The sequence below is a fragment of the Comamonas testosteroni genome, assembly GCF_000761245.1.
GTDB lineage: Bacteria > Pseudomonadota > Gammaproteobacteria > Burkholderiales > Burkholderiaceae_C > Comamonas > Comamonas testosteroni_C.
Genome location: NZ_AWOR01000001.1, coordinates 796,762 through 818,286, shown reverse-complemented (window position 1 = coordinate 818,286; position 21,525 = coordinate 796,762). Strand labels below are relative to the sequence as shown.

Genomic DNA, 21,525 nt, shown 5'->3' with positions numbered 1-21,525 from the left:
CTGTTGAAAAAATGCCTGCAGCCTTTTTTTCTGCCCGCTCGGTGTAGCGGGACATCCAGTACAAATGATCGGCGGTGCGGCTCAGCATAGGCCCTCCTTGGGCAGAGAACCCCGCACGCGCTGAACGCGCGCGCCGTATTCTGTTGAAAAAATGCCTGCAGCCTTTTTTTCTGCCCGCTCGGTGTAGCGGGACATCCAGTACAAATGATCGGCGGTATGCGACAGCATCAGCGAGCTCCCTCTTGATCTTCCAGCACCCAGGTATCCTTGGTTCCGCCGCCCTGAGACGAGTTCACCACCAGCGACCCCTGCTTGAGCGCCACACGCGTGAGTCCGCCGGCCACCATATTGACCTCGGTGCCCGTGAGCACAAAGGGCCGCAGGTCGATATGGCGCGGCGCTATGCCTTGCTCCACCATGGTTGGGCAGGTGGACAGGGAGAGCGTGGGTTGAGCGATATAGCCCGAAGGGTTGCCGACCAGCACACGGCGGAAGGCCTCGATCTCGGCCTTGGTCGCCGCCGGCCCGATCAGCATGCCGTAGCCGCCTGCACCGTGCACCTCCTTGACGACCAGCTCATGCAGGTGGTCGAGCACGTATTTGAGGTCGTCCTCCTTTCGGCACAGCCAGGTCGGCACGTTCTGCAGGATGGGCTCCTCACCCAGATAGAAGCGGATCATCTCCGGCACATAGGGGTATACCGATTTGTCATCGGCCAGGCCCGTGCCCACGGCATTGCAGATATTGACGTTGCCTGCACGGTAGGCCCGCATCAGGCCCTTGCAGCCCAGCGTCGATGTCGGCCTGAAGACCTCGGGGTCGAGGAAATCATCGTCCACGCGGCGGTAGATCACGTCCACACGCTGCAGACCCTGGGTGGTGCGCATATAGACCACGTCTTTCTCGACCACCAGATCCTGGCCTTCGACCAGCTCCACCCCCATTTGCTGGGCCAGAAAGGCATGCTCGAAATAGGCACTGTTGTGCATGCCAGGAGTCAGCACCACCACCGTGGGCTCCAGCACGCCCGAGGGCGCGCTGGCACGCAAAGTGTCGAGCAGCATGTCGGGATAGTGGGCCACGGGTGCCACGGCATGCTTGCCGAAAAGTTCGGGGAACAGGCGCATGGTCATGCGGCGGTTTTCCAGCATGTAGGAAACACCCGATGGCACGCGCAGATTGTCCTCCAGCACGTAATAGACGCCGTTGCCCTGCTCATCGGGGGCGCGCACGATGTCTATGCCGGCGATATTGGCGTAGACATCGTTGGGCACCTGAATGCCCTCCATCTCGGGCCGGTACTGGCTGTTGCCGCGCACCAGCTCCGTCGGAATCAGGCCGGCACGCACCATGTCCTGGCCGTGGTAGGCATCGCGGATAAAGCAGTTGAGTGCCTTCACGCGCTGGGCCAGACCGGCCTGCATGCTGGCCCACTCATGGGCCGGAATGATGCGGGGGATCAAATCGAACGGAATCAGGCGTTCCGTACCGGCGCCGCTCTCGTCCTTGTCGCCATAGACGGCAAAGGTGATGCCCACGCGGCGAAAAACGATTTCCGCCTCGGCGCTGCGGGCTCGCAGATAGTCCTGCGGTTGCTTGCCCAGCCACTGCGCATAGTCCCGATAGTGGTCTCGCACCGCGCCACCGTCAGCGGGCAAGCTCAGATACATCTCATCGAATGTGCGCATCCTGTCCTCTCTATTTTTGCCGCAGCTCACGCATGCAAGCCACAGATCTCAGTTTAGCGACGCCGCACCGGACAAGCTGCCAGGCAACGAGCGTGCAACCATGCATGTCTGCATCCGCCTGAAGGCGGTACAGCATCAATGCAAGCCCCATGCCAGTTTCTCAGGGCAGGTCCCTTGAAACAGCATGGACGTCCCAATAATGCGCCCGAATCAAGCGCTCGCATTCCAATTTTTCCGGTTGAGCAGAGCTCCAGTAGGCTGCGCCGCAGCGATCCTGAGCCACCAGCTGGCTGCCCACCGCCTGATAGCGCTGCACCACCGCTGTCACCGGGTGTCCAAAACGATTCCGATAACCCGCCTGCACCACCGCCCAGCGCGGGCGCAGCGTGCTGACCCAGGACTCGGTCGATGAAGTCCTGCTGCCATGGTGAGGCACCAGCAGCCAGTCCACCGGCTCGTCCAGACTGGTTTGCAGCAGTTGCCGCTCCTGCGCTGCCTCGATATCTCCGGCCAACAGGGCCACGCGCCCGCTGGCCGAGCGCAGGCGCAACACGCAACTGCCAAAGTTCGGCTTGGCCTTGCGACCATTGAGCCAGGCCTCTCCTGCCGGCGGGTGCAGCACTTCAAACGTCACACCATCCCATTGCCAGTGCTGCCCCTGTGTACAGCGCTGAACCGGAGCCAGGCCAGCCAGTTGCGGGGCTTGAATCACCGAGTCCGAGCCCCAGACTTTCGCGCGAGGTTGAGCCGCCATGACGGCCAAAGCCCCGCCGGTGTGATCCATGTCGCTGTGGCTGAGCATCATGGCATCCATCTGCATGCCATTCGCAGCCATCAGCGGCAAGAGCACACGCTCACCGGCATCGCTGTGGCGGCTGTACTGCGGCCCGGCGTCATAGAGCAGACGATGGCTGGCTGTGCTGATGATGACGGCATTGCCCTGGCCGATATCCGCCGCCAGCAGCTCGAACTCGCCGACACGCGGCCGTGCCTGAGGCCAGAACAAGGCAGGCAGCGCCAACAGCGCGGCCACCAGCCGCAACCGGCCCGGCAAAGGCGCAATCACCAGCAGTCCGGCGGCTATCGCCAGCACACTGGCCCACCAGGCAGGCTGCGGCAAGGCCCATACGGCCCCGGGCAGCGCAGCCAGCCACTGCAGCAGGCTCATCAAGGGCAGCATGGCGACGGCGGCAGCGCTTGCCGCCATGGGCAGCACCGCCGCCAGCAAGGCCAGCGGCGTGACCACCCATGTCACCCAGGGAATGGCCAGCAGATTGGCCAGCAGGCCCACGACGGACACCTGGCCAAACAGCAGCAGCCCCAGTGGCGCCAAGGCCAGGGAGATCAGCCACTGCTCGCGCCACAACTCCTTCAGTCTTGCAAGAAATCGTCTTTTTGCGCTTGCAGCTTCGGCGCGATCAGCCACTGAATTGGAAGCAAGCAATACGCCGACGGCGACAAAACTGAGCCAGAACCCAGCCTGCCACAACGCCCAGGGATCGGCCACAACAATCACCGCCAGTGCCAGCAGCCATACACAGGCCCAGGGCCAGCGCACGCCCAGCCATTGAAGCAGCGCCACTACGGCCAGCATGCAGATCGTGCGCTGCGCGGGCAGGCCCCAGCCGCTGAACAAGGCATAGGCGGCCGCCAATAACACGCCCATGACCAGGGCCGCGCGCGGGGCAGGCACCCAGCGACAAGCGCGCGCACTAAGCCTCCATACACGGCCCACGATCAAAACTGCCAGCCAGGCAAACATGGTGATATGCAGGCCCGAAATGCTCATCAGATGCGCCACACCTGTCTGACGGAACAGGGTCCAGTCCTTGCGGTCGATCGCCTGCTGATCGCCCACGGCCAGCGCTGCCACCACGCCCACAGCGGCCTGAGCATGCTCTGCACCGCCACCTGGCCACCAGCGCTGCAAGCGCAATGCCTCGCCCTGAATGCGATCGCGCAAGCCCTGTCGCCAGCGCTGCAACGGATATTGGCTTGTCACGGCCAGAAGTTCGGGCGCGGGCTGCTTACGCACATAGCCCGTGGCCTGCACCCCTTGCTCCCAGGCCAGCAGCTCATAGTCAAAGCCGTGCGGATTGCGCGAGCCATGCGGGCGCTTGATGCGTACCGTCAGGCGCCAGCGCTGACCGGGGCTCAGCGCCACGCCTTTGGCCCAGTCAGGAATGAGAGGCTGATTGGCATCCGGCACCTGCCCGAATGGGCCATACCAGGACAGCTCCAGCAGCCTTGGCACGCCGGCATCCGCACTATCGACCACAAAACGCCAGCGCTGCCCGTTGACCTGGTTGTGCAGCATGGAGGCAATGCGGCCTTCCACCTGCAAGTCCACCGCCTCCAGCGCCTGAGGCAGGGTCTGCTCCAGATAGGCATGGGCGCGCCAGCCCGTCAGCCCCGCCACACAGCAGGCCGCCCCCGTCAGCAGCAGCCACCAGCCCTGCCAGGGTCTGCCACGCCATCTGCATGCCAACAGCAGTGTCAGCAAACCACAAGCCAGCAAGATCTGGTAAAGCGACAGATGCCACAGCCTGGCCTGAGTCACCTGCCAGGCAGCGCCCAGTACACAACCCCACAGCGGCGCCAGCCACGACAGGCGGCGGCGCTGAGAGCTTGGAGTCTGATGGAGCGGCATGCTGCCATGCTAGGAGGGAGCGCCCAGGCACAGCATTGCGACTATCCCTGCCCTGTCTCGAACACCAAAACAGCATCAAACACTTGCTCTCATTGTGCGAGCAGCTATCAATTCAAAAGCTATGGCCGCTGTGCCAAGGCAATCAATGCCCGGGTCCGCTGCTGTGTCAAACTTGTCGATCCTTAGCCTCGCACTTTTTGGAGCCGTCATGAGCGTCTATGAAAAACTCAAAGCCCTGAACATCGCCCTGCCCGAAGTGGCCATGCCTGCAGCCGCCTACCTGCCCTATATGCAGACCGGCAATCTGGTGTTCCTCAGCGGCCATATCGCCAAGCAAAACGGCCAGCCCTGGGTCGGCAAGCTGGGCGAGAACATGACGACCGAAGAAGGCAAGCAGGCAGCCCGCGCCGTGGCCGTGGATCTGATGGGCACGCTGCAGCATGCCTGCGGCGGCGATCTGAATCGTGTCAAGCGCATCGTCAAGGTCATGAGCCTGGTCAACTCCAGCACCAGCTATACCGAGCAGCATCTGGTCACCAACGGCTGCAGCGAGCTGCTGGGCGAAGTCTTCGGCGAAGCCGGCAAGCACGCCCGCAGCGCCTTCGGCGTGGCCCAGATCCCCCTGGGCTGCTGCGTGGAAATCGAGCTGATGGCCGAGCTGGGCTAAGACTTCCGCTCACACACATAAAGTGAGCTAATACCGCTTGCTATTCATAGATTTCAGATACAAAACTATCTGAATTGATTGACTGGCAAGCGCAAGCAGCTCACTTTATCTTTGCAGCGCGATGCTTGCCGCAAGTATTCCGACCACTCACGAAAGAGCCCCCATGCCCAGCACGCAGCCCCCCCCGCTGGTTCTCAGCATTCAATCCCATGTCGCCTACGGCCATGTGGGCAACGACGCTGCCATGCTGCCGCTGCAGCTGCTGGGCATAGAGCCCGTGGCCGTGCATACGGTGCAGTTCTCCAACCATACCGGCTACGGCGAGTTCAAGGGCCAGGTCTTCACACCTGCCCATGTACAGGATGTGCTGGACGGTCTGCGCGCGCGCGGCGTGCTGGCGCGCTGCACGGCCGTGCTCTCGGGCTATCTGGGCGATGCCGGTGTGGGCGAAGCCATTCTGGCCGCCGTGCAGGAGGTGCGCGCTGCCCAGCCCAAGGCACACTATCTGTGCGACCCGGTCATGGGCGATGTGGGGCGCGGCGTGTTCGTGCGCCCCGGCATCCCGGACTTTCTGCGCAAGCGCGCGCTGTCCCAGGCCAGCGTCATCACGCCCAACCACTACGAGTTCGAGCTGCTGTGCGGCGGCCAGCCTCTGAGCACCTTGGAGGCGGCCACCCAGGCGGCTCGAGCCATGCTCACGCAGCTGCATCACAGCCCGTCGGCCCTGATCGTCATCACCAGCCTGCGCACCGACGATATGCCTGCCGATCAACTGGCCACACTGGCCGTGACGGCCGACAAGTCCTGGCTGGTACAGACGCCCTATATCGACCTGCACCCCCTGCCCAACGGCATGGGCGATGTGTTCTCGGCCGTGCTGCTGGGCCATCTGATTCAAGGGCGCGCCGTGCCCGATGCCGTGTCCAGGGCCGTGAGCACCTTGTATGCGCTGGTCTCCCGCACCGAATCGGGGCAGCGCGACCTGCCCCTGGTCGCCAGCCGCGAGCAGATCAATCAGCCCTCTCAGATGTTCGAAGCCAGGCTGATGGCGGCGTAAACAGCATCAGGCCACGCACCAAATTGATCCTTTGCCATCGATCCGGCACTGGTGCGGTGCATGGCAGGCACCGATTCACCAAAGAAAAAGCCGTGCAGTGCACGGCTTTTGTCGTTTGAGCGCTGAGCCCTATTCCACGCGTGTCACCGCCTGGGGCTTGAAGCCCAGGTCGGCAGCCTTGCCCTTGCGGCCGCGGTTGCCGCGGGCATTGTTGAGGCTGCGGATCTCCAGCGTCTCGGTACGTGCCTTGCCGCCGCGTCCCACGCCATCCAGGCGAATGCTGCGCGTATAGGCGGCCGCGCCGGCCAGCTGATCCTTGTCTTCCAGACTGATCAGCATCAGGCCGCGACCGCCCTTGGGCATGGCCTTGAGCTCGGCGATCTCGAAGGTCAGAATGCGACCGCCTACCGAGGCGCAGATCACATGGCTGGCGGGGTTGAGCAAACCGGCCCCCTGCTCGCCGCCTTCCACATACTCGGCACGCGCATTCATGGGCACGCCATGCACCACCGAAGGCGCGCACAGGGTCTCGCCCTCGCCCAGTGTGACAAAGGCCTTGCCGGCCTTCTGGCGCGAGACCATATCGCCCACGCTCGCTGTGAAGCCATAGGCGCCCGAACCCGACAGCAGCAGTTGCGTGCTTTCTGCACCGGCAAAGTAGTACAGCAGTTGCGTTCCGGCTTCCAGCTCGACCAGCGTCGTCACGGGCTGGCCGTCGCCGCGCCCGCCCGGCAGGGCCGACACCGGCACCGAATAGACCCGGCCGTTGCTGCCAAAGGCCAGCAACTGATCGACCGTGCGGCACTCGAACGTGCCGTAGAGGCTATCGCCGGCCTTGAAGCTCAGCGTGCCCGCATCGACGCCATGGCCTTGACGCGTGCGCACCCAGCCCTTTTCGGAAATGATCACGGTCGTGGGCTCATCCACCACCTTGACCTCGGCCACCACCTTTTTCTCCTCGTGGATCAGCGTGCGACGGGCATCGCCAAAGGTCTTGGCATCGGCCTCGATTTCCTTGCAGATCAGGCGGCGCATGGTCGCCTCGCTGCCCAGGATGTCTTCCAACTTGCCCTGCTCGCTGCGCAGCTCCTTGAGCTCCTGCTCGATCTTGATGGCCTCCAGGCGCGCCAATTGGCGCAGACGGATTTCAAGAATGTCCTCGGCCTGACGCTCGGAGAGATTGAAGGCATCGATCAAGGCCTGCTTGGGTTCATCGCTGGCGCGGATGATGGCAATGACCTTGTCGATGTTGAGCAGCACGGCCTGACGGCCTTCGAGGATGTGGATGCGATCGAGCACCTTCTCCAGCCGATGCTGGCTGCGCCGCGTCACGGTCTGGAAGCGGAAGGCAATCCACTCCTCCAGCATCTGGCGCAGCGACTTCTGCACCGGGCGGCCATCGAGGCCGATGCTGGTCAGGTTGATCGAGCTCGAAGACTCCAGGCTGGTGTGGGCCAGCAGCGCCGTGATCAGCTCCGACTGGGGAATCTTGCCGGTCTTGGGCTCAAACACGATGCGCACCGGCGCATCCTTGCTCGACTCGTCGCGCACGCAGTCCAGCACGGCCAGCATGCTGGCCTTGAGCTGGGTCTGCTCCTGGCTCAGCGCCTTCTTGCCGGTCTTGACCTTGGGGTTGGTGATGTCCTCGATCTCTTCGAGCACCTTCTGGGTCGACACGCCGGGCGGCAGCTCGGTCACCACCAGCTGCCACTGGCCGCGCGCCAGCTCTTCGATCTTCCAGCGCGCACGCACCTTCAGACTGCCACGGCCCGTGCGGTAGGCATCGGCGATATCGCTGCTCGATGAAATGATCTGGCCACCGCCCGGATAGTCGGGACCGGGAATCAGCGCCAGCAACTCCTCCTCGGGCAGTTGGGGCTTCTTGATCAAGGCCACGCAGGCCGCAGCCACCTCGGGCAGATTGTGGCTGGGGATTTCCGTTGCCAGACCCACGGCAATGCCGCTGGCGCCATTGAGCAGCGAGAACGGCAGGCGGGCCGGAAGCTGCTTGGGCTCCTGGGTGCTGCCGTCGTAGTTGGGCACAAAGTCCACCGTGCCCATATCGATTTCGTCGAGCAGCAGGCCGGTGATCTTGGACAGGCGCGCCTCGGTATAACGCATCGCTGCTGCGCCATCGCCGTCGCGGCTGCCGAAGTTGCCCTGGCCGTCGACCAGCGGGTAGCGCTGGTTGAAGTCCTGCGCCATGCGCACCAGCGCGTCATAGGCCGACTGGTCGCCGTGGGGGTGAAAGCGGCCCAGCACGTCACCGACGACACGGGCGCTCTTGACAGGCTTGGCGGCCGTATTGCCGTTCGGGCCGCTATAGCTCAGGCCCATGCGCTCCATGGCATAGAGAATGCGGCGCTGCACGGGCTTGAGGCCATCGCTGACGTCGGGCAGGGCACGGCCCTTGACCACCGACAAAGCGTATTCGAGATAGGCGCGCTGTGCGTATTGACCCAGGTCCAGTGCATCGCCAGCGGCTTGTTGAGACAAATCCAGTGTGGTTTGATCGCTCATGAATTCTTTGTGATTTTCCAAATTGCGCCGATCCGGCGACTCAAGGTATTTGCGCATCCGCGGCCGCAGAGGCCGCGCCCGGCAGAGTCATGCGTATGCGGGAGCCGCCGCGGCCAGCCGAGCCGGCTGCAGTCAGCCGGCCGCTCTGGGGCCTGGCTGCCTGCAGCTGCTCGTAGATGCCCGTGACGGCCTTGACGTAATTCATTGTTTCCTTGTAGGGCGGAATCGCCTTGCCGAATTTCTGCACCGCACCTTCGCCCGCGTTATAGGCGGCCAGCACCAGATCGAGCCGGCCCGGGAACAAGTCCATCAGATAGCTCAGATAGCGCGCGCCGGCAGGCACGTTCACGGCCGGGTCGGCCAGCTGCTGCTGCATGCTGCGCTTTTTGCTGGCCGACACGCCAAAGCGCTCGGCCGTGGCCGGCATCAGCTGCATCAGGCCGACAGCCCCCTTGGGCGAGACGGCCTGGGCATCGAAGCCGGACTCCACGGCAATCACGGCCTTGATCAGGTCGTAGTCCACGCCGGTTCTCTCGGCCGCCTTCTGCAGATGCGGCCTCACGCTCTTGTAGCGCGGCGAGACCTCGAAAAAGCCCTGCATGCGCGTGCGGGCGCTGAGCCCCTCGGCCGCCGAGTCCTGCTTGAGCTGCAGGCCCGGCTGGCTGCTGTCATAGAGCTCGCCCTTGAAGAACAGCTTGTAGCGCTCGTCCAGCGCCTCGGCCGCAAAGTGCGTGACGCCGAATTCGTCGACATAGGCCCAGAGATCGGCATGCGCCGCCGGAGTCACGGCCAGCCAGCCCGAGCCCGCCAGCAAGGCAGCAGCCACCGCACGCACAGCACGTCGCAAACGCACAGACGCGAACCCGCCGCGCGCAGGCAGCTGCTTGGGTGAGGCATCGAACATGGGCTTGTGCATGGCTGGCTCCATCGACCGCTAGTGAGCGCTAGTGCAGGCGTTCGAAACGCCCGCCTAGATATCGACCTCCACGGAATCGCCATGCAGCTCCATGAGCTCACGGCGGGCGGCGGCTTCGCCCTTGCCCATGAGCTTGGTGACCACGGCCTCCGACTGTGCAAAGTCCAGATTCATGAACTGCACCGGCAGCAGACGACGCGTATCAGGGTTCAGCGTGGTTTCCCACAGCTGCTCGGCATTCATCTCGCCCAGGCCCTTGAAGCGGCTGACCTGGCATTTCTCGCGCGGCACGCCGTCCTTTGCGCATTTTTCGATGATGGCATCGAGCTCGCCCGCATCGAGCGCATAGACCTTGATGGCCGGCTTCTTGCCGCGCGCAGGCACATCCACACGGAACAGCGGCGGCAGCGCCACATGGATGTGGCCGGCTTCGATGAGCTTGGGGAAATGCTTGAAGAACAGCGTCAGCAGCAGCACCTGAATGTGCGAGCCGTCCACGTCCGCATCCGAGAGAATGCAGATCTTGCCGTAGCGCAGACCGGACAGATCGGGCTCGTCGTTGGGGCCATGCGGATCCACGCCGATCGCCACCGAGATATCGTGGATTTCGTTGTTGGCGAACAGCCGGTCGCGGTCCACTTCCCAGGTGTTGAGCACCTTGCCGCGCAGCGGAAGGATCGCCTGGGTTTCCTTGTCGCGGCCCATCTTGGCGCTGCCGCCGGCTGAGTCGCCCTCGACCAGGAACACCTCGTTGGCGGCTATGTCCTTGCTCTCGCAATCGGTCAGCTTGCCGGGCAGCACGGCCACGCCGCTGCCCTTGCGCTTTTCCACCTTCTGGCCGGCCTTCTGGCGGGTCTGGGCGGCCTTGATGGCGATCTCGGCCAGCTTCTTGCCCCAGTCCACATGCTCGTTGAGCCACAGCTCCAGCGCCGGGCGCACAAAGCCCGAGACCAGACGCACGGCGTCGCGCGAGTTCAGGCGCTCCTTGATCTGGCCCTGGAACTGCGGGTCCAGCACCTTGGCGTTGAGCACATAGCTGGCGCGCGCGAACACGTCGTCGGGCATGAGCTTGACGCCCTTGGGCAGCAGCGAGTGCATGTCGATGAAGGCCTTGACGGCCTGGAACAGGCCGTCGCGCAGGCCGCTGTCATGCGTGCCGCCCGCCGTGGTGGGAATCAGGTTGACATAGCTTTCGCGCAGCGGCGCGCCGTCTTCGGTGAAGGCCACGCACCAGGCCGCGCCCTCGCCTTCGGCAAAGCTGTCGTTGTTCTTGTCGGCAAAGCCCTCGCCCTCGAACAGGGGGATGACGGGCTCGCCATGCAGGCTCTGAGCCAGATAGTCGCGCAGACCGCCCTTGAACTGCCAGCTCTGGGTGTCACGCGACTTTTCGTTGATCAGCGAAACGGCCACGCCGGGCATGAGCACGGCCTTGCTGCGCAGCAGATGCACCAGCTCGCCCATGGGCAGGGCCGAGGATTCGAAGTATTTGGCATCGGGCCAGGCACGCACCGTCGTGCCCTGCTTGCGCTCGCCGGCCTGCAAAGGGCGCACCTTCAGCGGCTCGATCACATCGCCGCCCGAGAACACCAGCGTGGCCACCTGGCCGTCGCGGTGCACCTGCACCTCCAGGCGCGTGGCCAGCGCATTCGTCACCGAGACGCCCACGCCATGCAGACCACCCGAGAAGCTGTAGGCGCCGCCATTGCCCTTGTCGAACTTGCCGCCCGCATGCAAACGCGTGAAGACCAGCTCCACCACGGGCGCCTTCTCCTCGGGGTGCAGACCGAAGGGAATGCCGCGCCCGTCGTCCTCCACGCTGTAGGAGCCGTCGGCGTGCATGGTGAACTTGATTTTCTTGCCATAGCCGGCAAGCGCCTCGTCGGCCGCGTTGTCGATCACCTCCTGCAGGATGTGCAGGGGGTTGTCGGTGCGCGTGTACATGCCGGGACGCTGTTTGACAGGCTCCAGACCCTTGAGAACGCGGATCGAGCCTTCGGAATATTCGTTGGACGGTTTGACTGCCATGGGGGCGGATTGTAGTGGCCTCTTCGGATGAGAGCTGGATAAATTCACAGTTGTTTACTCCCAATACTCTTGCACAAAGCCCGAACATCTGTCTTGGCAACGTGTTTTCAGCGCATTTTGCTCGCTGCGATAACTCTCAAAAAGATAGCTTTCACCGCTTGTTATTAATCACTTTCAGATAGATTTAACCTGTTTTTTGTTGAATACCTTGCGCATTGCGCTCACTTTTTATTGGTCGCGACTGGCTGCACGCCCGCAGCGCCCGGCGCCGCCATCGCATTCTGGCAGGCCGCACTGCCACGCACGTGACGAGCTGTGCAGGCGCAAAACAGCGGGTTTCGTTACAGTGGTGTGCTGACCGCCTCCCAAGCCTTTTTTCGCACACACGGCATGACTACAAAGACAACTCCAGCCCCCATGTCCATGGCGCAGATTCTTCTGTGCGGTGGCGCCATCGTCACGCTCTCCATGGGCATACGCCACGGCTTCGGCCTGTGGCTGCAACCCATCACCCAGGAAATGGGCTGGACGCGCGAGAACTTTTCCCTGGCCATTGCCGTGCAGAACCTGTCCTGGGGCATCCTGGGCATCTTCGTCGGCATGCTGGCCGATCGCATCGGCGCCTTCAAGGTGCTGATCGGCGGCTCCATCCTCTATGCCCTGGGTCTGGTCGGCATGGCGCTGTCTCCCAGCTCCACGGTGTTCCTGCTGACGGCCGGCGTGTTGATCGGCGCGGCCCAGGCCGGCACCACCTATGCCGTGATCTACGGCGTGCTGGGCCGGCAGATTCCCGTGGCGCGGCGCAGCTGGGCCATGGGCGTGGCCGCGGCAGCGGGATCGTTCGGCCAGTTCTTCATGGTGCCCGTGGAGGGCAAGCTGATCGCGCAGTTCGGCTGGTCCAATGCCTTGCTGATACTGGCGCTGTTCGCGCTGCTGATTGCCGCGCTGGCCTTTGGCCTGCGCGAGCCGGGCTTTGGCGGCAGCACGCCCATCAAGCGTGAGCAGACCGTGGGCCAGGCGCTCAGGGAAGCCTGGACCTACCCCAGCTTTCTGCTGCTGATGGCGGGCTACTTTGTCTGCGGCTTCCAGGTCATGTTCATCGGCGTGCACATGCCCAGCTATCTGAAGGACTTCGGCATGGCGCCCCATGTGGCCAGCTATTCGCTGGCCCTGGTCGGCCTGTTCAATATCTTCGGCACCTATCTGGCCGGCAACCTGGGCCAGAAGCTGCCCAAGCGCTATCTGCTGTCGGGCATCTACGGCCTGCGCTCGGTGGCCACCGTGGCCTTCTTGCTGACACCGCTGTCGCCCTGGTCGGTCTATGCCTTCTGCGCCGCCATGGGCTTTCTGTGGCTGTCCACCGTGCCGCTGACCAATGCCACCATCGCCCAGATCTTCGGCGTGCAGCATCTGTCCATGCTCGGCGGCTTTGTCTTCTTCAGCCACCAGATCGGCAGCTTCCTGGGCGTATGGCTGGGCGGCTATCTCTACGACATCAACGGCAACTACGACATGGTCTGGTACATCTCGATTGCCCTGGGCATTTTTGCCGCCATCGTCAACATGCCCGTGCGCGAGACCGCCATTGTGCGCCGCACGCCCAGCGCCGCCTGATACCGGAGACACCGCCATGCCGCTCAAACTCTGGCAACGCATCTCCATCTGGTGTGCCGTGCTCGTGCTGCTGCTGGCGGTGTTTGCCCTGTATCTGCAACCGGAATTCATGCTCACACTGGCAGACCAGGTCTGGGCCTGCTTCTGAGCTCTTGGGCAAGCCGCCCGGGCGGCATGGCCGGGAGAGAGCATGGCCCGCATCATCATCACCGGAGCCTCGGACGGCATAGGCGCCGAAATGGCCCGCCAGCTGGCACAAACCCATGGCAGCGGGCTGCAGCTGACGCTGGCTGCGCGCAATGCCGACAATCTGCAGGCCGTGGCAGAGCAATGCCAGGCCCTGGGGGCGCAGGTGCTCGCAGTTCCCACCGATGTAAGCGAAGAGGCCCAGTGCCGCGCGCTGATCGACGCCGCCGTGCAGCAGTTTGGCGGGCTGGACGCCCTGATCAACAACGCCGGGGTCTCGGCCCATGCGCTGTTCGAACAGGTCAGCGCACAAGACCTGGGCTGGTATGAGAGGTTGATGCGCATCAACCTCTGGGGCAGCGTCTGGTGCACCCATGCGGCGCTACCGCACCTCAAGGCCAGCCAGGGCTCCATCGTCGCCGTGTCTTCGCTGGCCGGTCTGATCGGCGTGCCGGGCCGCACGGCCTATAGCGCCAGCAAGTTCGCCATGGCCGGCTTCTTCGAAGCCCTGCGCATCGAGCTCAAGCCCGCCGGCGTGAGCGTGACCACTGCCTACCCTGGCGTGGTGGATACGCGCATCCGCTACCACGGCTACAACGCCAGAGGCGAAGCCGCAGGCGTCAGCGGCCTCAAGGAGGACGGCGCGATGACGGTGGCCGAATGCGCACGCCTCATACTCGACGGCCTGAAGCGCCGCCAGCGCGAGGTGGTGATGACGGGCAAGGGCAAGCTGGGCCGCTTCATCAAGCTGATCGCCCCGGGCATGGTGGAAGACATGGCCCTGGCCGCGCTCAAGGACGATGTGAAGCCGCACTGAGCCGCACTGAGCCGACGCGAGCTGCGGCCGATGCAGCGACGCACAGGCCATGCAAGGATTTGGCTGCGGGCACTGCTATAGTTTTCGCAAGATGACCAGCAACTCCCTGCCGCCCACACCCGCCCCCATTCCTGCGACCACCGCCAGCCACTGCGCGCCGGCGCCCTCAGCCTGGATTGCCCGCTTTGCCCATCTGGTACGCCCGCAGGGCTCGGTGCTGGATCTGGCCTGCGGCATGGGCCGCCATACCCGTTTCCTCTCGGCCTTGAACCACACTCTGACCAGCGTGGACAGGGCGCCGGAGGCGACCCGGTCCGTGGCGGATATCGCCGAGACGATTACCGCCGACATCGAAAACAACGCCTGGCCGCTGACGGGGCGCAGCTTTGATGGCGTGGTCGTCACCAACTACCTGTGGCGTCCCCTGTGGCCGCTGATTCTGGCCAGCGTCAAGCCCGGCGGCGTGCTGCTCTACGAAACCTTTGCCCAGGGCAACGAGGCCTATGGCAAGCCCTCGCGCCCGGATTTTCTGCTCGCGCCCGGCGAGCTGCTGCAAGTCTGCGCCGGCTGGAACATCGTCGCCTACGAGCACGGCCTGCTTGAGCAGCCCGCGCGCGTGGTGCAGCGCATCGCCGCCATACGGCCCGATGGCGCGGCCGCACCGGCCGTACCCGCATTGCTGCAAGCCTGACACCCTTCTTCCGATCCCGATCTGCCCGACTGCCATGCCCGCCTACGCCCTGCTGCTTGCCCACGACGAACGCCCCGGCCCGGAGACAGAGTGGCCCGCAGAGCCCGGCGGCAGCTGCGAGGGCTGGGCCGAATGGTTCAGCAGCACGCCGCTGCTGTTCAGCGTGCTGCTGGGCGATGCGCAGCATCTGCCCGAGCTGGTGCCCTGCAGCGCCTATCGGGACAAGCAAAGCCTCTCGGCCCTGACAGCCCCCATGGAGCAGGTTCGGGCCCGCTGGCAATGGCTCAAGGGCGTGATTGAGCCACTGCCCGCAAAAAGCCCTGCGCATTGGCCCGACTCCGTCAAGAAGCAATGGCAGCAAATCGATCACACCATCAGCACCAGCACGCGCCAATGGCTGCTGCTGGACTGCGCCACGCTATGTCCGCATGACTTTGACGAAGCGCAGTTCACGACCTTTTTGCTGGCCCAGCGCGAGCTATGTCGGCAATGGAGCTGCAGCGGCGGCGAGCTGCCCGAATCTCTGCAGGCCTTGAAGCGGGCGCCGCAATCCCATCTGGGATGGTGGAGCGACGCGGTCATCGCCCGCACCGAGGTCATCGAGCAGCAAAGCGAAGAAGACTGGCCCGCCTGGCTGGCCGATCACTACGAGCCACGCCACCATGGTGCCTGGGACGAAGCGACCGAAAGCTATTACGTCATGCCCAAGCTGCACCCGCGCACGGGCCTGAAGCCACAGAACGAGGCCGAGCGCGGCCACTGGCCTGTGGGCATGGTCACACCATACGGCCGCTGGCTGCAGCGCCCCGTGGAAGGCGCAAGCATGACCTTTGTCTCTGGCGAGCATCTGAGCGTGCACTATCCCGAGACCACGCCGGGCGAAGGTGCGAAGTCCGGCATCAAGGATCTGAACGGAGTCTGGCTGGTATCGCCCTCCGAGGGCTATCGCGACGCCTATGCCGTCACGCCCCAGGTGATGGCCTGCCGATCACCGGGGCAGGAAAACATGCAGGAGCTGCGCAACCTGCCCGGCCTCGCGCTGCTGCACGAAGGGCTCAGCAGCATCGACTACAATGAGGAGCACGACGAATTCATCCGTGCCGAACAAGGCCCTTATGGCGACTCGCGCCAGTTGCTGCTCAAGGCCGACGGCCTGCCGCTGTTCGATGCCAGCCGCTACTGGCACATCAACGACTTCAGCGCCAAGACAGAACTGGCCGTCGCCTGCGTCCGGGAACCCTTTGTCAACGAGCACGGCGAGCAGGAGCACCGCATGCTCGAAGGCGTGATCGACATCCGCGGCCAGGAAATCATCCCCTGTCAGTTCAAGACCATAGAGCGCGGCTTCAGCAGCTCGCCCCCCAAGGTATTTCCCGGCCGCAAGCTTCTGGCCATCACCGAAAAAGGCGAGCCGCGCATCTTCAGCACCAAAGGCAAGCTGCTGGCCGCCCCTGATATCTGGTGCCCGCCGCTGAACTGCAGTCCGAAGAAAAATGAACTGCTCACCTTTGCGGGCGAAGGGCCGCAGGCCGAACTGGTCATGTTCTCCATCCAGGACTTCAGCATCACCCGCACCGGAGAAACCTGGGAGGACTACCGCAATGCGCTGCGCGGCATGTTCAAGGGCCTGGGTAGCGACACCCCCGAAACCACGACCATGACCCGCGCGGAACTGATAGAGGCAGAGGATGGGGACTGGATGCAGGATATTTCGCGCATTCTCTGCCTGAATGACGAAAGCCGGGCCGCACAGCTGTTGCAGCAATGGCGCGACTGCGTGGCGGCACCTGATCCTGACGACATGGGCTGGGACGAAGATGACGAGATCGACCCCGATGTCATGCATCTGCCCGCAGGAGAAAACGCGCTGACCCTGTACTGGGTGCATCTGCTGGCCGTTGCCGATCAGTTCGCCCGCTTTGACTGGAAGGACGCCGAGGGCATTGCCGCCACGCACTGGCTGCCAGGCACCGATGACTGGCAATGGGACACGCCCGCTGACGGTGTTGAATCGGGCCTGGAGAACATGGCCGAACATCTGAGCGGCCGCCAGCTGGCCCTGATCAAGCTGGCCACCGATGACGACAGCCTGCGCATGACCGTGGTGCGCTCGGCAGATGCCGAGCACTTCATGGAGCGGCTGGCGCAGGCCCATATCAGCGCCTGGAACTACAGCGCGAACTGAAGCGATGCCGGCGGGGTCGGACCTGTGGTCGCCGGGCCTGCCTGCAGGCTTTGAGGATGGCGGACCGGCCGCATCGTGCAAGACCCGCAAAGCCGCCAGATTGCAGCCATGCCGTCCGAAACAGAGCCACGATCAACGAACAATATGACGCACAAAAATTAAATATTTCGTCATTCCGTCATTTATCAACAACACTTCGACAAAAACAGAGTTTTGCTAGACACTGTTGATGGCAAACCACTGCCTGCACCCTGTCCCTGTTTGTAGAATTCATTTTTACCGTTTTCTGATTGCGGATATGACATCACCCTCCGTTGCTCTCACTGGCAGCATTGTTGCCCTCATTACGCCCATGCTCGAAGACGGTAGCGTCGACTACCCGTCGCTGCGCAAACTCATCGACTGGCATGTGGCCGAAGGCACCAACTGCATCGGTGTGGTCGGCACCACCGGTGAATCGCCCACCGTGAATGTCGAAGAGCATTGCGAAATCATTCGTGTCGCCGTGGAACAGGCCGCCGGCCGCGTCTCCATCATGGCCGGCTGCGGTGCCAACAGCACGCACGAAGCCATCGAGCTGGCCAAGTACGCCAAGAAGGTGGGCGCCGACAGCCAGCTGCAGGTCGTTCCCTACTACAACAAGCCCACGCAGGAAGGCCAGTACCAGCACTTCAAGGCCATCGCCGAAGCCACTGGAGACCTGCCCGTGGTGCTGTACAACGTGCCCGGCCGCTCGGTTGCGGACATGCAGCATGACACCGTGCTGCGCCTGGCCCAGATCCCCGGCATCATCGGCATCAAGGAAGCCACCGGCAACATCGAGCGTGCTCAATGGCTGATCCGCGACGTGCCTGCCGGCTTCGGCGTCTACTCCGGCGACGACCCCACCGCCGTGGCACTGATGCTGTGCGGCGGCCACGGCAATATCAGCGTGACGGCCAACGTCGCGCCCCGCCTGATGAGCGAGCTGTGCAAGGCCGCCATGGCCGGCGATACCAAGCGCGCCATGGAAATCCAGTTCAAGCTCATGCCCCTGCACAAGAGCCTGTTTGTGGAAGCCAATCCCATTCCCGTGAAATGGGCAGCAGCCCGCATGGGTTTGTGCGGCCCCGCCATGCGCCTGCCCATGACGCCGCTGAGCGAGCAATGCGAAGCAGTTGTTGAGGATGCTCTGCGTAAAGTTGGCGTACTGTGATCGAGTTGCGCTAAGCTAGCGGTTTTTCGCACATAGCTTGAACGCTACCCAAGGACAATCCGCGTGAAACAACAAACAGCACGTTTGAGCCTGCTCAGCATCGCGCTGGGCCTGTCTGCCTGCACGACCACGTTCCAAGAGACCAAGATCGACTACAAGAGCGCGGGCAAGAATCAGGCTCCCTCTCTTGAAGTCCCTCCGGATCTGACGCAGCTGTCGCAAGACTCGCGCTATACCGTCCCTGGTGGCGTGGTATCCGCTGCTGCCATGCAGGCCAATGCCAAGGCAGCCAAGCCGACCGACAACAACACCGCGGCCAACAAGATCGGCGACGTCCGCATCGAGCGCGACGGTGCCGAGCATTGGCTCGTGGTTGATCGTGCAGCCGACAAGCTCTGGGAACCCACTCGTGACTTCTGGCTGGAAAACGGTTTCATCTACTCGATGGAAGACCGCCAGCTGGGCATTCTCGAGACCGACTGGGCCGAAAACCGCGCCAAGCTGCCTCAGGACATCATCCGCAGAAGCCTGGGCAAGGTGTTCGATTCGCTCTACTCCACCAGCGAGCGCGACAAATTCCGCACCCGCCTGGAGCGCGAGCCCGATGGCAAGACCCGCATCTATGTCACCCACCGTGGCATGCAGGAGGTCTACACCAGCGAGCGCAAGGACAACACCATCTGGCAACCACGTCCTCGCGACCCCGAACTGGAAACCGAATTCCTGCGCCGCATCATGGTCAAGCTGGGCGTGAGCGAAGAGCAGGCCTCTGCCGTCGCCAAGGCCGATAGGTCTGCGGCCACCACATCGACCGGCGCACGCATGGACACCGTCAACGGCGTGCCCACTTTGCAGCTGGAAGAAGGCTTTGAGCGCGCATGGCGCCGCGTTGGCGTGGCGCTGGACCGCACCGGCTTCACCGTGGAAGACCGCGACCGCAGCCGTGGCCTCTACTATGTGCGCTACGTGGACCCGAACGCCAAGCCTGAGTCCAAGGGCTTCTTCAGCAAGATCTTCAGCCAGGGCAAGGAAGCTGCTGCGCCTCAGAAGTATCAGATCCAGGTCAAGGGTGACGGCAACAAGTCCCAGGTCAGCGTGCTCAATGAGCAAGGCCAGCCGGACAGCTCCACCAACGGCCAGCGCATCGTGCGCATCATCACTGATGATCTGAAGTAAAGAGCGCTGCGCCCCATACAAAAGCCACCGGACTGCGCTCTGGTGGCTTTTTTCATGTCCGAACGAATCTCCGAACGAATCGAACTTCGGCTTGGGGGCTGCAGCTCATGACGCGCGCTTGCCCGCAAATCCATCTAAGTGCAGAACAGGTGCAGATACAGGAGTAGATACAGGTGCAGACCTTGTATGCCGACAAGCATCCGCAGCTTGTGAAAATCCGCTGCGAAATCCAGACGTAAAAAAACCGCACCTCAGTGCGGTTTTTTCATGCTCGAGGCCTGGGCCTCAAGCTGGCTGATGCAGCGAATTACTTGGCAGCAGGAGCTTCAGCGGCGGGAGCAGCAGGAGCGTCAGCGGCAGGAGCAGCAGGAGCGTCAGCGGCGGGGGCAGCAGGAGCGTCAGCGGCAGGAGCAGCAGGAGCGTCAGCGGCGGGAGCAGCAGGAGCTTCAGCAGCAGGAGCGGGAGCAGCAGGAGCTTCCACAGCAGGAGCGGGAGCAGCAGGAGCTTCTTCCTTCTTGCCGCAAGCAGCCAGAGCAGCAGCAGCGATCACGGTAGCCAGAATCAGAGAGTTCTTCATGACAGTTTCCTAAATGGTAGGTTCAGCAGACGGTATGCAGATTGCCATTACGGTCAGCCTTTTGCAGCTATTGATCGCTATGGCATATCAGGTCAAACGATAAATTCGACTCAGCCCGCATTATAGGTAGTTTTGCCCATTGCTGACTAACACTGACAGCAACTAAACAATTCTGCACAAATCGGTGCGTTCTCATTTACCGGGCAAGCCCACGCTCGCCTTGAGTCACACTGTGGAGCATAAATTTCTTCCTGTCAAATCCCTGACAGAGCTTTGACGAAGATTTACATAATCTATACAAAGCCCGCCGAATCGACAAAAGCCACAGAGGACAAACCCGTAAGTTAGCACGATCGCTGTTACAAGTCCACCCTGTTTCAGTCGCCAGAGCGAACCCAGCCCGCATCGAACCACGATGACAGCAACTCCAGCGCATCATCGCTGGCCGTTGCCAGATCCTTGCGCGACAGGGCCCTGGTGTCCGCCAGCTTGCGCATCAACGTGGCATCGCGGCCGCCTGCCAGATAGCTTTCGCCATTGATGAAGATGTGCTTGGCGTCATACATCATGCGCGTGCGGCGATCCAGCACCACGCTCTCGAACATGCCGTTTTCATCGCCATGCTCGAACCAGACATTGGGCTTGGGGTCGCTCAGATACTCGCCCAGCGCGCGCTCCAGCGCCAGCGGCTCGGCCATGGCCTTCTTCAGTGCCTCGCGGGCAAAGTCATACATGCCTTCAGGAATCAGCGCCGGGTTGCTCACGGCCTCCTGCTTGGGGTCGCGATAAATGACCGCAGCCTCGGGCTCGTCGGGCTCGTCCGACATGCGCAGCAGCAACTCGCGGCCCAGCTCGCTGCGATCGGGCGAGCGAAAGCCTATCGAATACGTCATGCACTCGCCTTCTGCCACTCCGTCATGCGCCCATTTGGGCGGCAGATACAGCATGTCGCCAGGCTCCAGAACGAACTCTTCCTCGGGCTCGAAATTGGAGAGAATTTTCAGTGGCTTGCCCGGCTGCAAAGACAGGTCTTTTTGACGACCGATGCGCCAGCGGCGCTTGCCCTGGGCCTGCAGCAGAAACACGTCATAGCTGTCGAAATGCGGGCCTACGCCCCCCTGATCGGTGGCAAAGCTGATCATCAGATCATCAAGGCGCGCCTCGGGCACAAAGCGGAATTGCTGCAGCAGCTCATGCGCTTTGGCGTCATGCATGTCCACGCCCTGCACCAGCACGGTCCAGCCCGGCTTGGTCAATGCAGGCAGGCTGCGACGAGACAGCGGACCATGGCTGAGCTTCCAGTTATCACCTTCCAGCTGCTGGATCAGGCGCGACTCCACGCCATCCTCGCCCGCCATGGCCAGCAGGCGAGCACGCGGAATCGGGGCCTTGAAGCCGGGGATGGCCTGGCGCACCAGCAAAGGCTTTTTATGCCAATGCTTGCGCATGAATTGAGAGGCGGTGAGCCCACCCAGCAGGGTGAGCGGCGTATTGATGTCCATGAATACAGTCCTGCTTTCTAAGCAACGGACTGCATTGTCCTATAGGCCTCGAAAACGCT

At 63.0% G+C, this 21,525-nt stretch carries 17 protein-coding genes and 1 pseudogene; 9 read left to right on the top strand and 9 right to left on the bottom strand.

Features of this window, described 5'->3' with window-relative positions:
- Positions 1 to 19: 19 nt before the first annotated feature.
- The 4 genes and pseudogenes from P353_RS30290 to P353_RS03685 form a co-directional block, all read right to left on the bottom strand.
- Positions 20 to 88: pseudogene (locus P353_RS30290) on the bottom strand (alpha-E domain-containing protein); the annotation flags it as partial.
- Positions 82 to 228: an alpha-E domain-containing protein gene (locus tag P353_RS28675; protein ID WP_113707681.1), complete on the bottom strand. Its 147-nt coding sequence runs from the start codon at positions 226 to 228 to the stop codon at positions 82 to 84. The gene P353_RS28675 and the pseudogene P353_RS30290, both read right to left, overlap by 7 nt.
- Positions 228 to 1,688 (bottom strand): circularly permuted type 2 ATP-grasp protein, encoded by a 1,461-nt coding sequence (locus P353_RS03690; protein WP_034365273.1) that lies wholly within the window; start codon positions 1,686 to 1,688, stop codon positions 228 to 230. The genes P353_RS28675 and P353_RS03690 overlap by 1 nt, the downstream gene beginning before the upstream one ends.
- 160 nt (positions 1,689 to 1,848) lie before the next feature.
- The gene (locus P353_RS03685; RefSeq protein ID WP_034365270.1) at positions 1,849 to 4,338 is read right to left on the bottom strand and encodes a DNA internalization-related competence protein ComEC/Rec2; all 2,490 of its coding nucleotides are present in this window, start codon (positions 4,336 to 4,338) and stop codon (positions 1,849 to 1,851) included.
- Between the two features lie 208 nt (positions 4,339 to 4,546).
- Here P353_RS03685 and P353_RS03680 point away from each other — a divergent pair, with 208 nt between their 5' ends.
- Positions 4,547 to 5,005, top strand: coding sequence for a RidA family protein (locus P353_RS03680; protein WP_034365267.1), 459 nt, complete (start codon positions 4,547 to 4,549; stop codon positions 5,003 to 5,005).
- 163 nt (positions 5,006 to 5,168) lie between these two features.
- The gene (gene pdxY / locus P353_RS03675) at positions 5,169 to 6,062 is read left to right on the top strand and encodes a pyridoxal kinase PdxY (RefSeq protein ID WP_034365264.1); all 894 of its coding nucleotides are present in this window, start codon (positions 5,169 to 5,171) and stop codon (positions 6,060 to 6,062) included.
- Between the two features lie 129 nt (positions 6,063 to 6,191).
- Here pdxY and parC read toward each other — a convergent pair whose 3' ends face one another.
- The 3 genes from parC to P353_RS03660 are packed head-to-tail and all read right to left on the bottom strand — an operon-like array spanning position 6,192 to position 11,523.
- Positions 6,192 to 8,582, bottom strand: a complete 2,391-nt coding sequence (gene parC / locus P353_RS03670; protein WP_034365262.1) for a DNA topoisomerase IV subunit A — start codon at positions 8,580 to 8,582, stop codon at positions 6,192 to 6,194.
- A 40-nt stretch (positions 8,583 to 8,622) separates the two neighbouring features.
- The gene (locus P353_RS03665; protein ID WP_034365553.1) at positions 8,623 to 9,498 is read right to left on the bottom strand and encodes a lytic transglycosylase domain-containing protein; all 876 of its coding nucleotides are present in this window, start codon (positions 9,496 to 9,498) and stop codon (positions 8,623 to 8,625) included.
- A gap of 54 nt (positions 9,499 to 9,552) precedes the next feature.
- Complete coding sequence (locus P353_RS03660) at positions 9,553 to 11,523, bottom strand: DNA topoisomerase IV subunit B (RefSeq protein WP_034365260.1); 1,971 nt, start codon at positions 11,521 to 11,523, stop codon at positions 9,553 to 9,555.
- Between the two features lie 417 nt (positions 11,524 to 11,940).
- On the opposite strand from P353_RS03660, the gene P353_RS03655 reads away from it, so the two are divergent.
- From P353_RS03655 to bamC, 7 genes are all read left to right on the top strand, one after another.
- Positions 11,941 to 13,137, top strand: coding sequence for an MFS transporter (locus tag P353_RS03655; protein ID WP_034365257.1), 1,197 nt, complete (start codon positions 11,941 to 11,943; stop codon positions 13,135 to 13,137).
- Positions 13,138 to 13,153: 16 nt separating this feature from the next.
- Positions 13,154 to 13,285 (top strand): hypothetical protein, encoded by a 132-nt coding sequence (locus P353_RS30140; protein WP_003064585.1) that lies wholly within the window; start codon positions 13,154 to 13,156, stop codon positions 13,283 to 13,285.
- 42 nt (positions 13,286 to 13,327) lie between these two features.
- Complete coding sequence (locus P353_RS03650; protein ID WP_034365254.1) at positions 13,328 to 14,140, top strand: SDR family oxidoreductase; 813 nt, start codon at positions 13,328 to 13,330, stop codon at positions 14,138 to 14,140.
- Positions 14,141 to 14,231: 91 nt separating this feature from the next.
- The gene (locus P353_RS03645; protein WP_420093354.1) at positions 14,232 to 14,831 is read left to right on the top strand and encodes a class I SAM-dependent methyltransferase; all 600 of its coding nucleotides are present in this window, start codon (positions 14,232 to 14,234) and stop codon (positions 14,829 to 14,831) included.
- Positions 14,832 to 14,865: 34 nt separating this feature from the next.
- Positions 14,866 to 17,016, top strand: coding sequence for a DUF6630 family protein (locus P353_RS03640; protein ID WP_034365248.1), 2,151 nt, complete (start codon positions 14,866 to 14,868; stop codon positions 17,014 to 17,016).
- Positions 17,017 to 17,314: 298 nt separating this feature from the next.
- On the top strand, positions 17,315 to 18,211 hold the full coding sequence (gene dapA / locus P353_RS03635) for a 4-hydroxy-tetrahydrodipicolinate synthase (protein ID WP_003064577.1): 897 nt from the start codon (positions 17,315 to 17,317) through the stop codon (positions 18,209 to 18,211).
- Between the two features lie 63 nt (positions 18,212 to 18,274).
- Positions 18,275 to 19,387: an outer membrane protein assembly factor BamC gene (gene bamC / locus P353_RS03630; protein WP_034365245.1), complete on the top strand. Its 1,113-nt coding sequence runs from the start codon at positions 18,275 to 18,277 to the stop codon at positions 19,385 to 19,387.
- A gap of 307 nt (positions 19,388 to 19,694) precedes the next feature.
- On the opposite strand, the gene P353_RS27715 is transcribed toward bamC, so the two are convergent.
- Both P353_RS27715 and P353_RS03620 read right to left on the bottom strand, forming a co-directional pair.
- A complete protein-coding gene (locus tag P353_RS27715) occupies positions 19,695 to 19,964 on the bottom strand; it encodes a hypothetical protein (RefSeq protein WP_080750410.1) in 270 nt (89 codons plus the stop codon).
- 377 nt (positions 19,965 to 20,341) lie between these two features.
- Entirely contained in the window at positions 20,342 to 21,466 is a 1,125-nt protein-coding gene (locus P353_RS03620; RefSeq protein WP_034365241.1) for a JmjC domain-containing protein, read from the bottom strand.
- Positions 21,467 to 21,525: the final 59 nt, after the last annotated feature.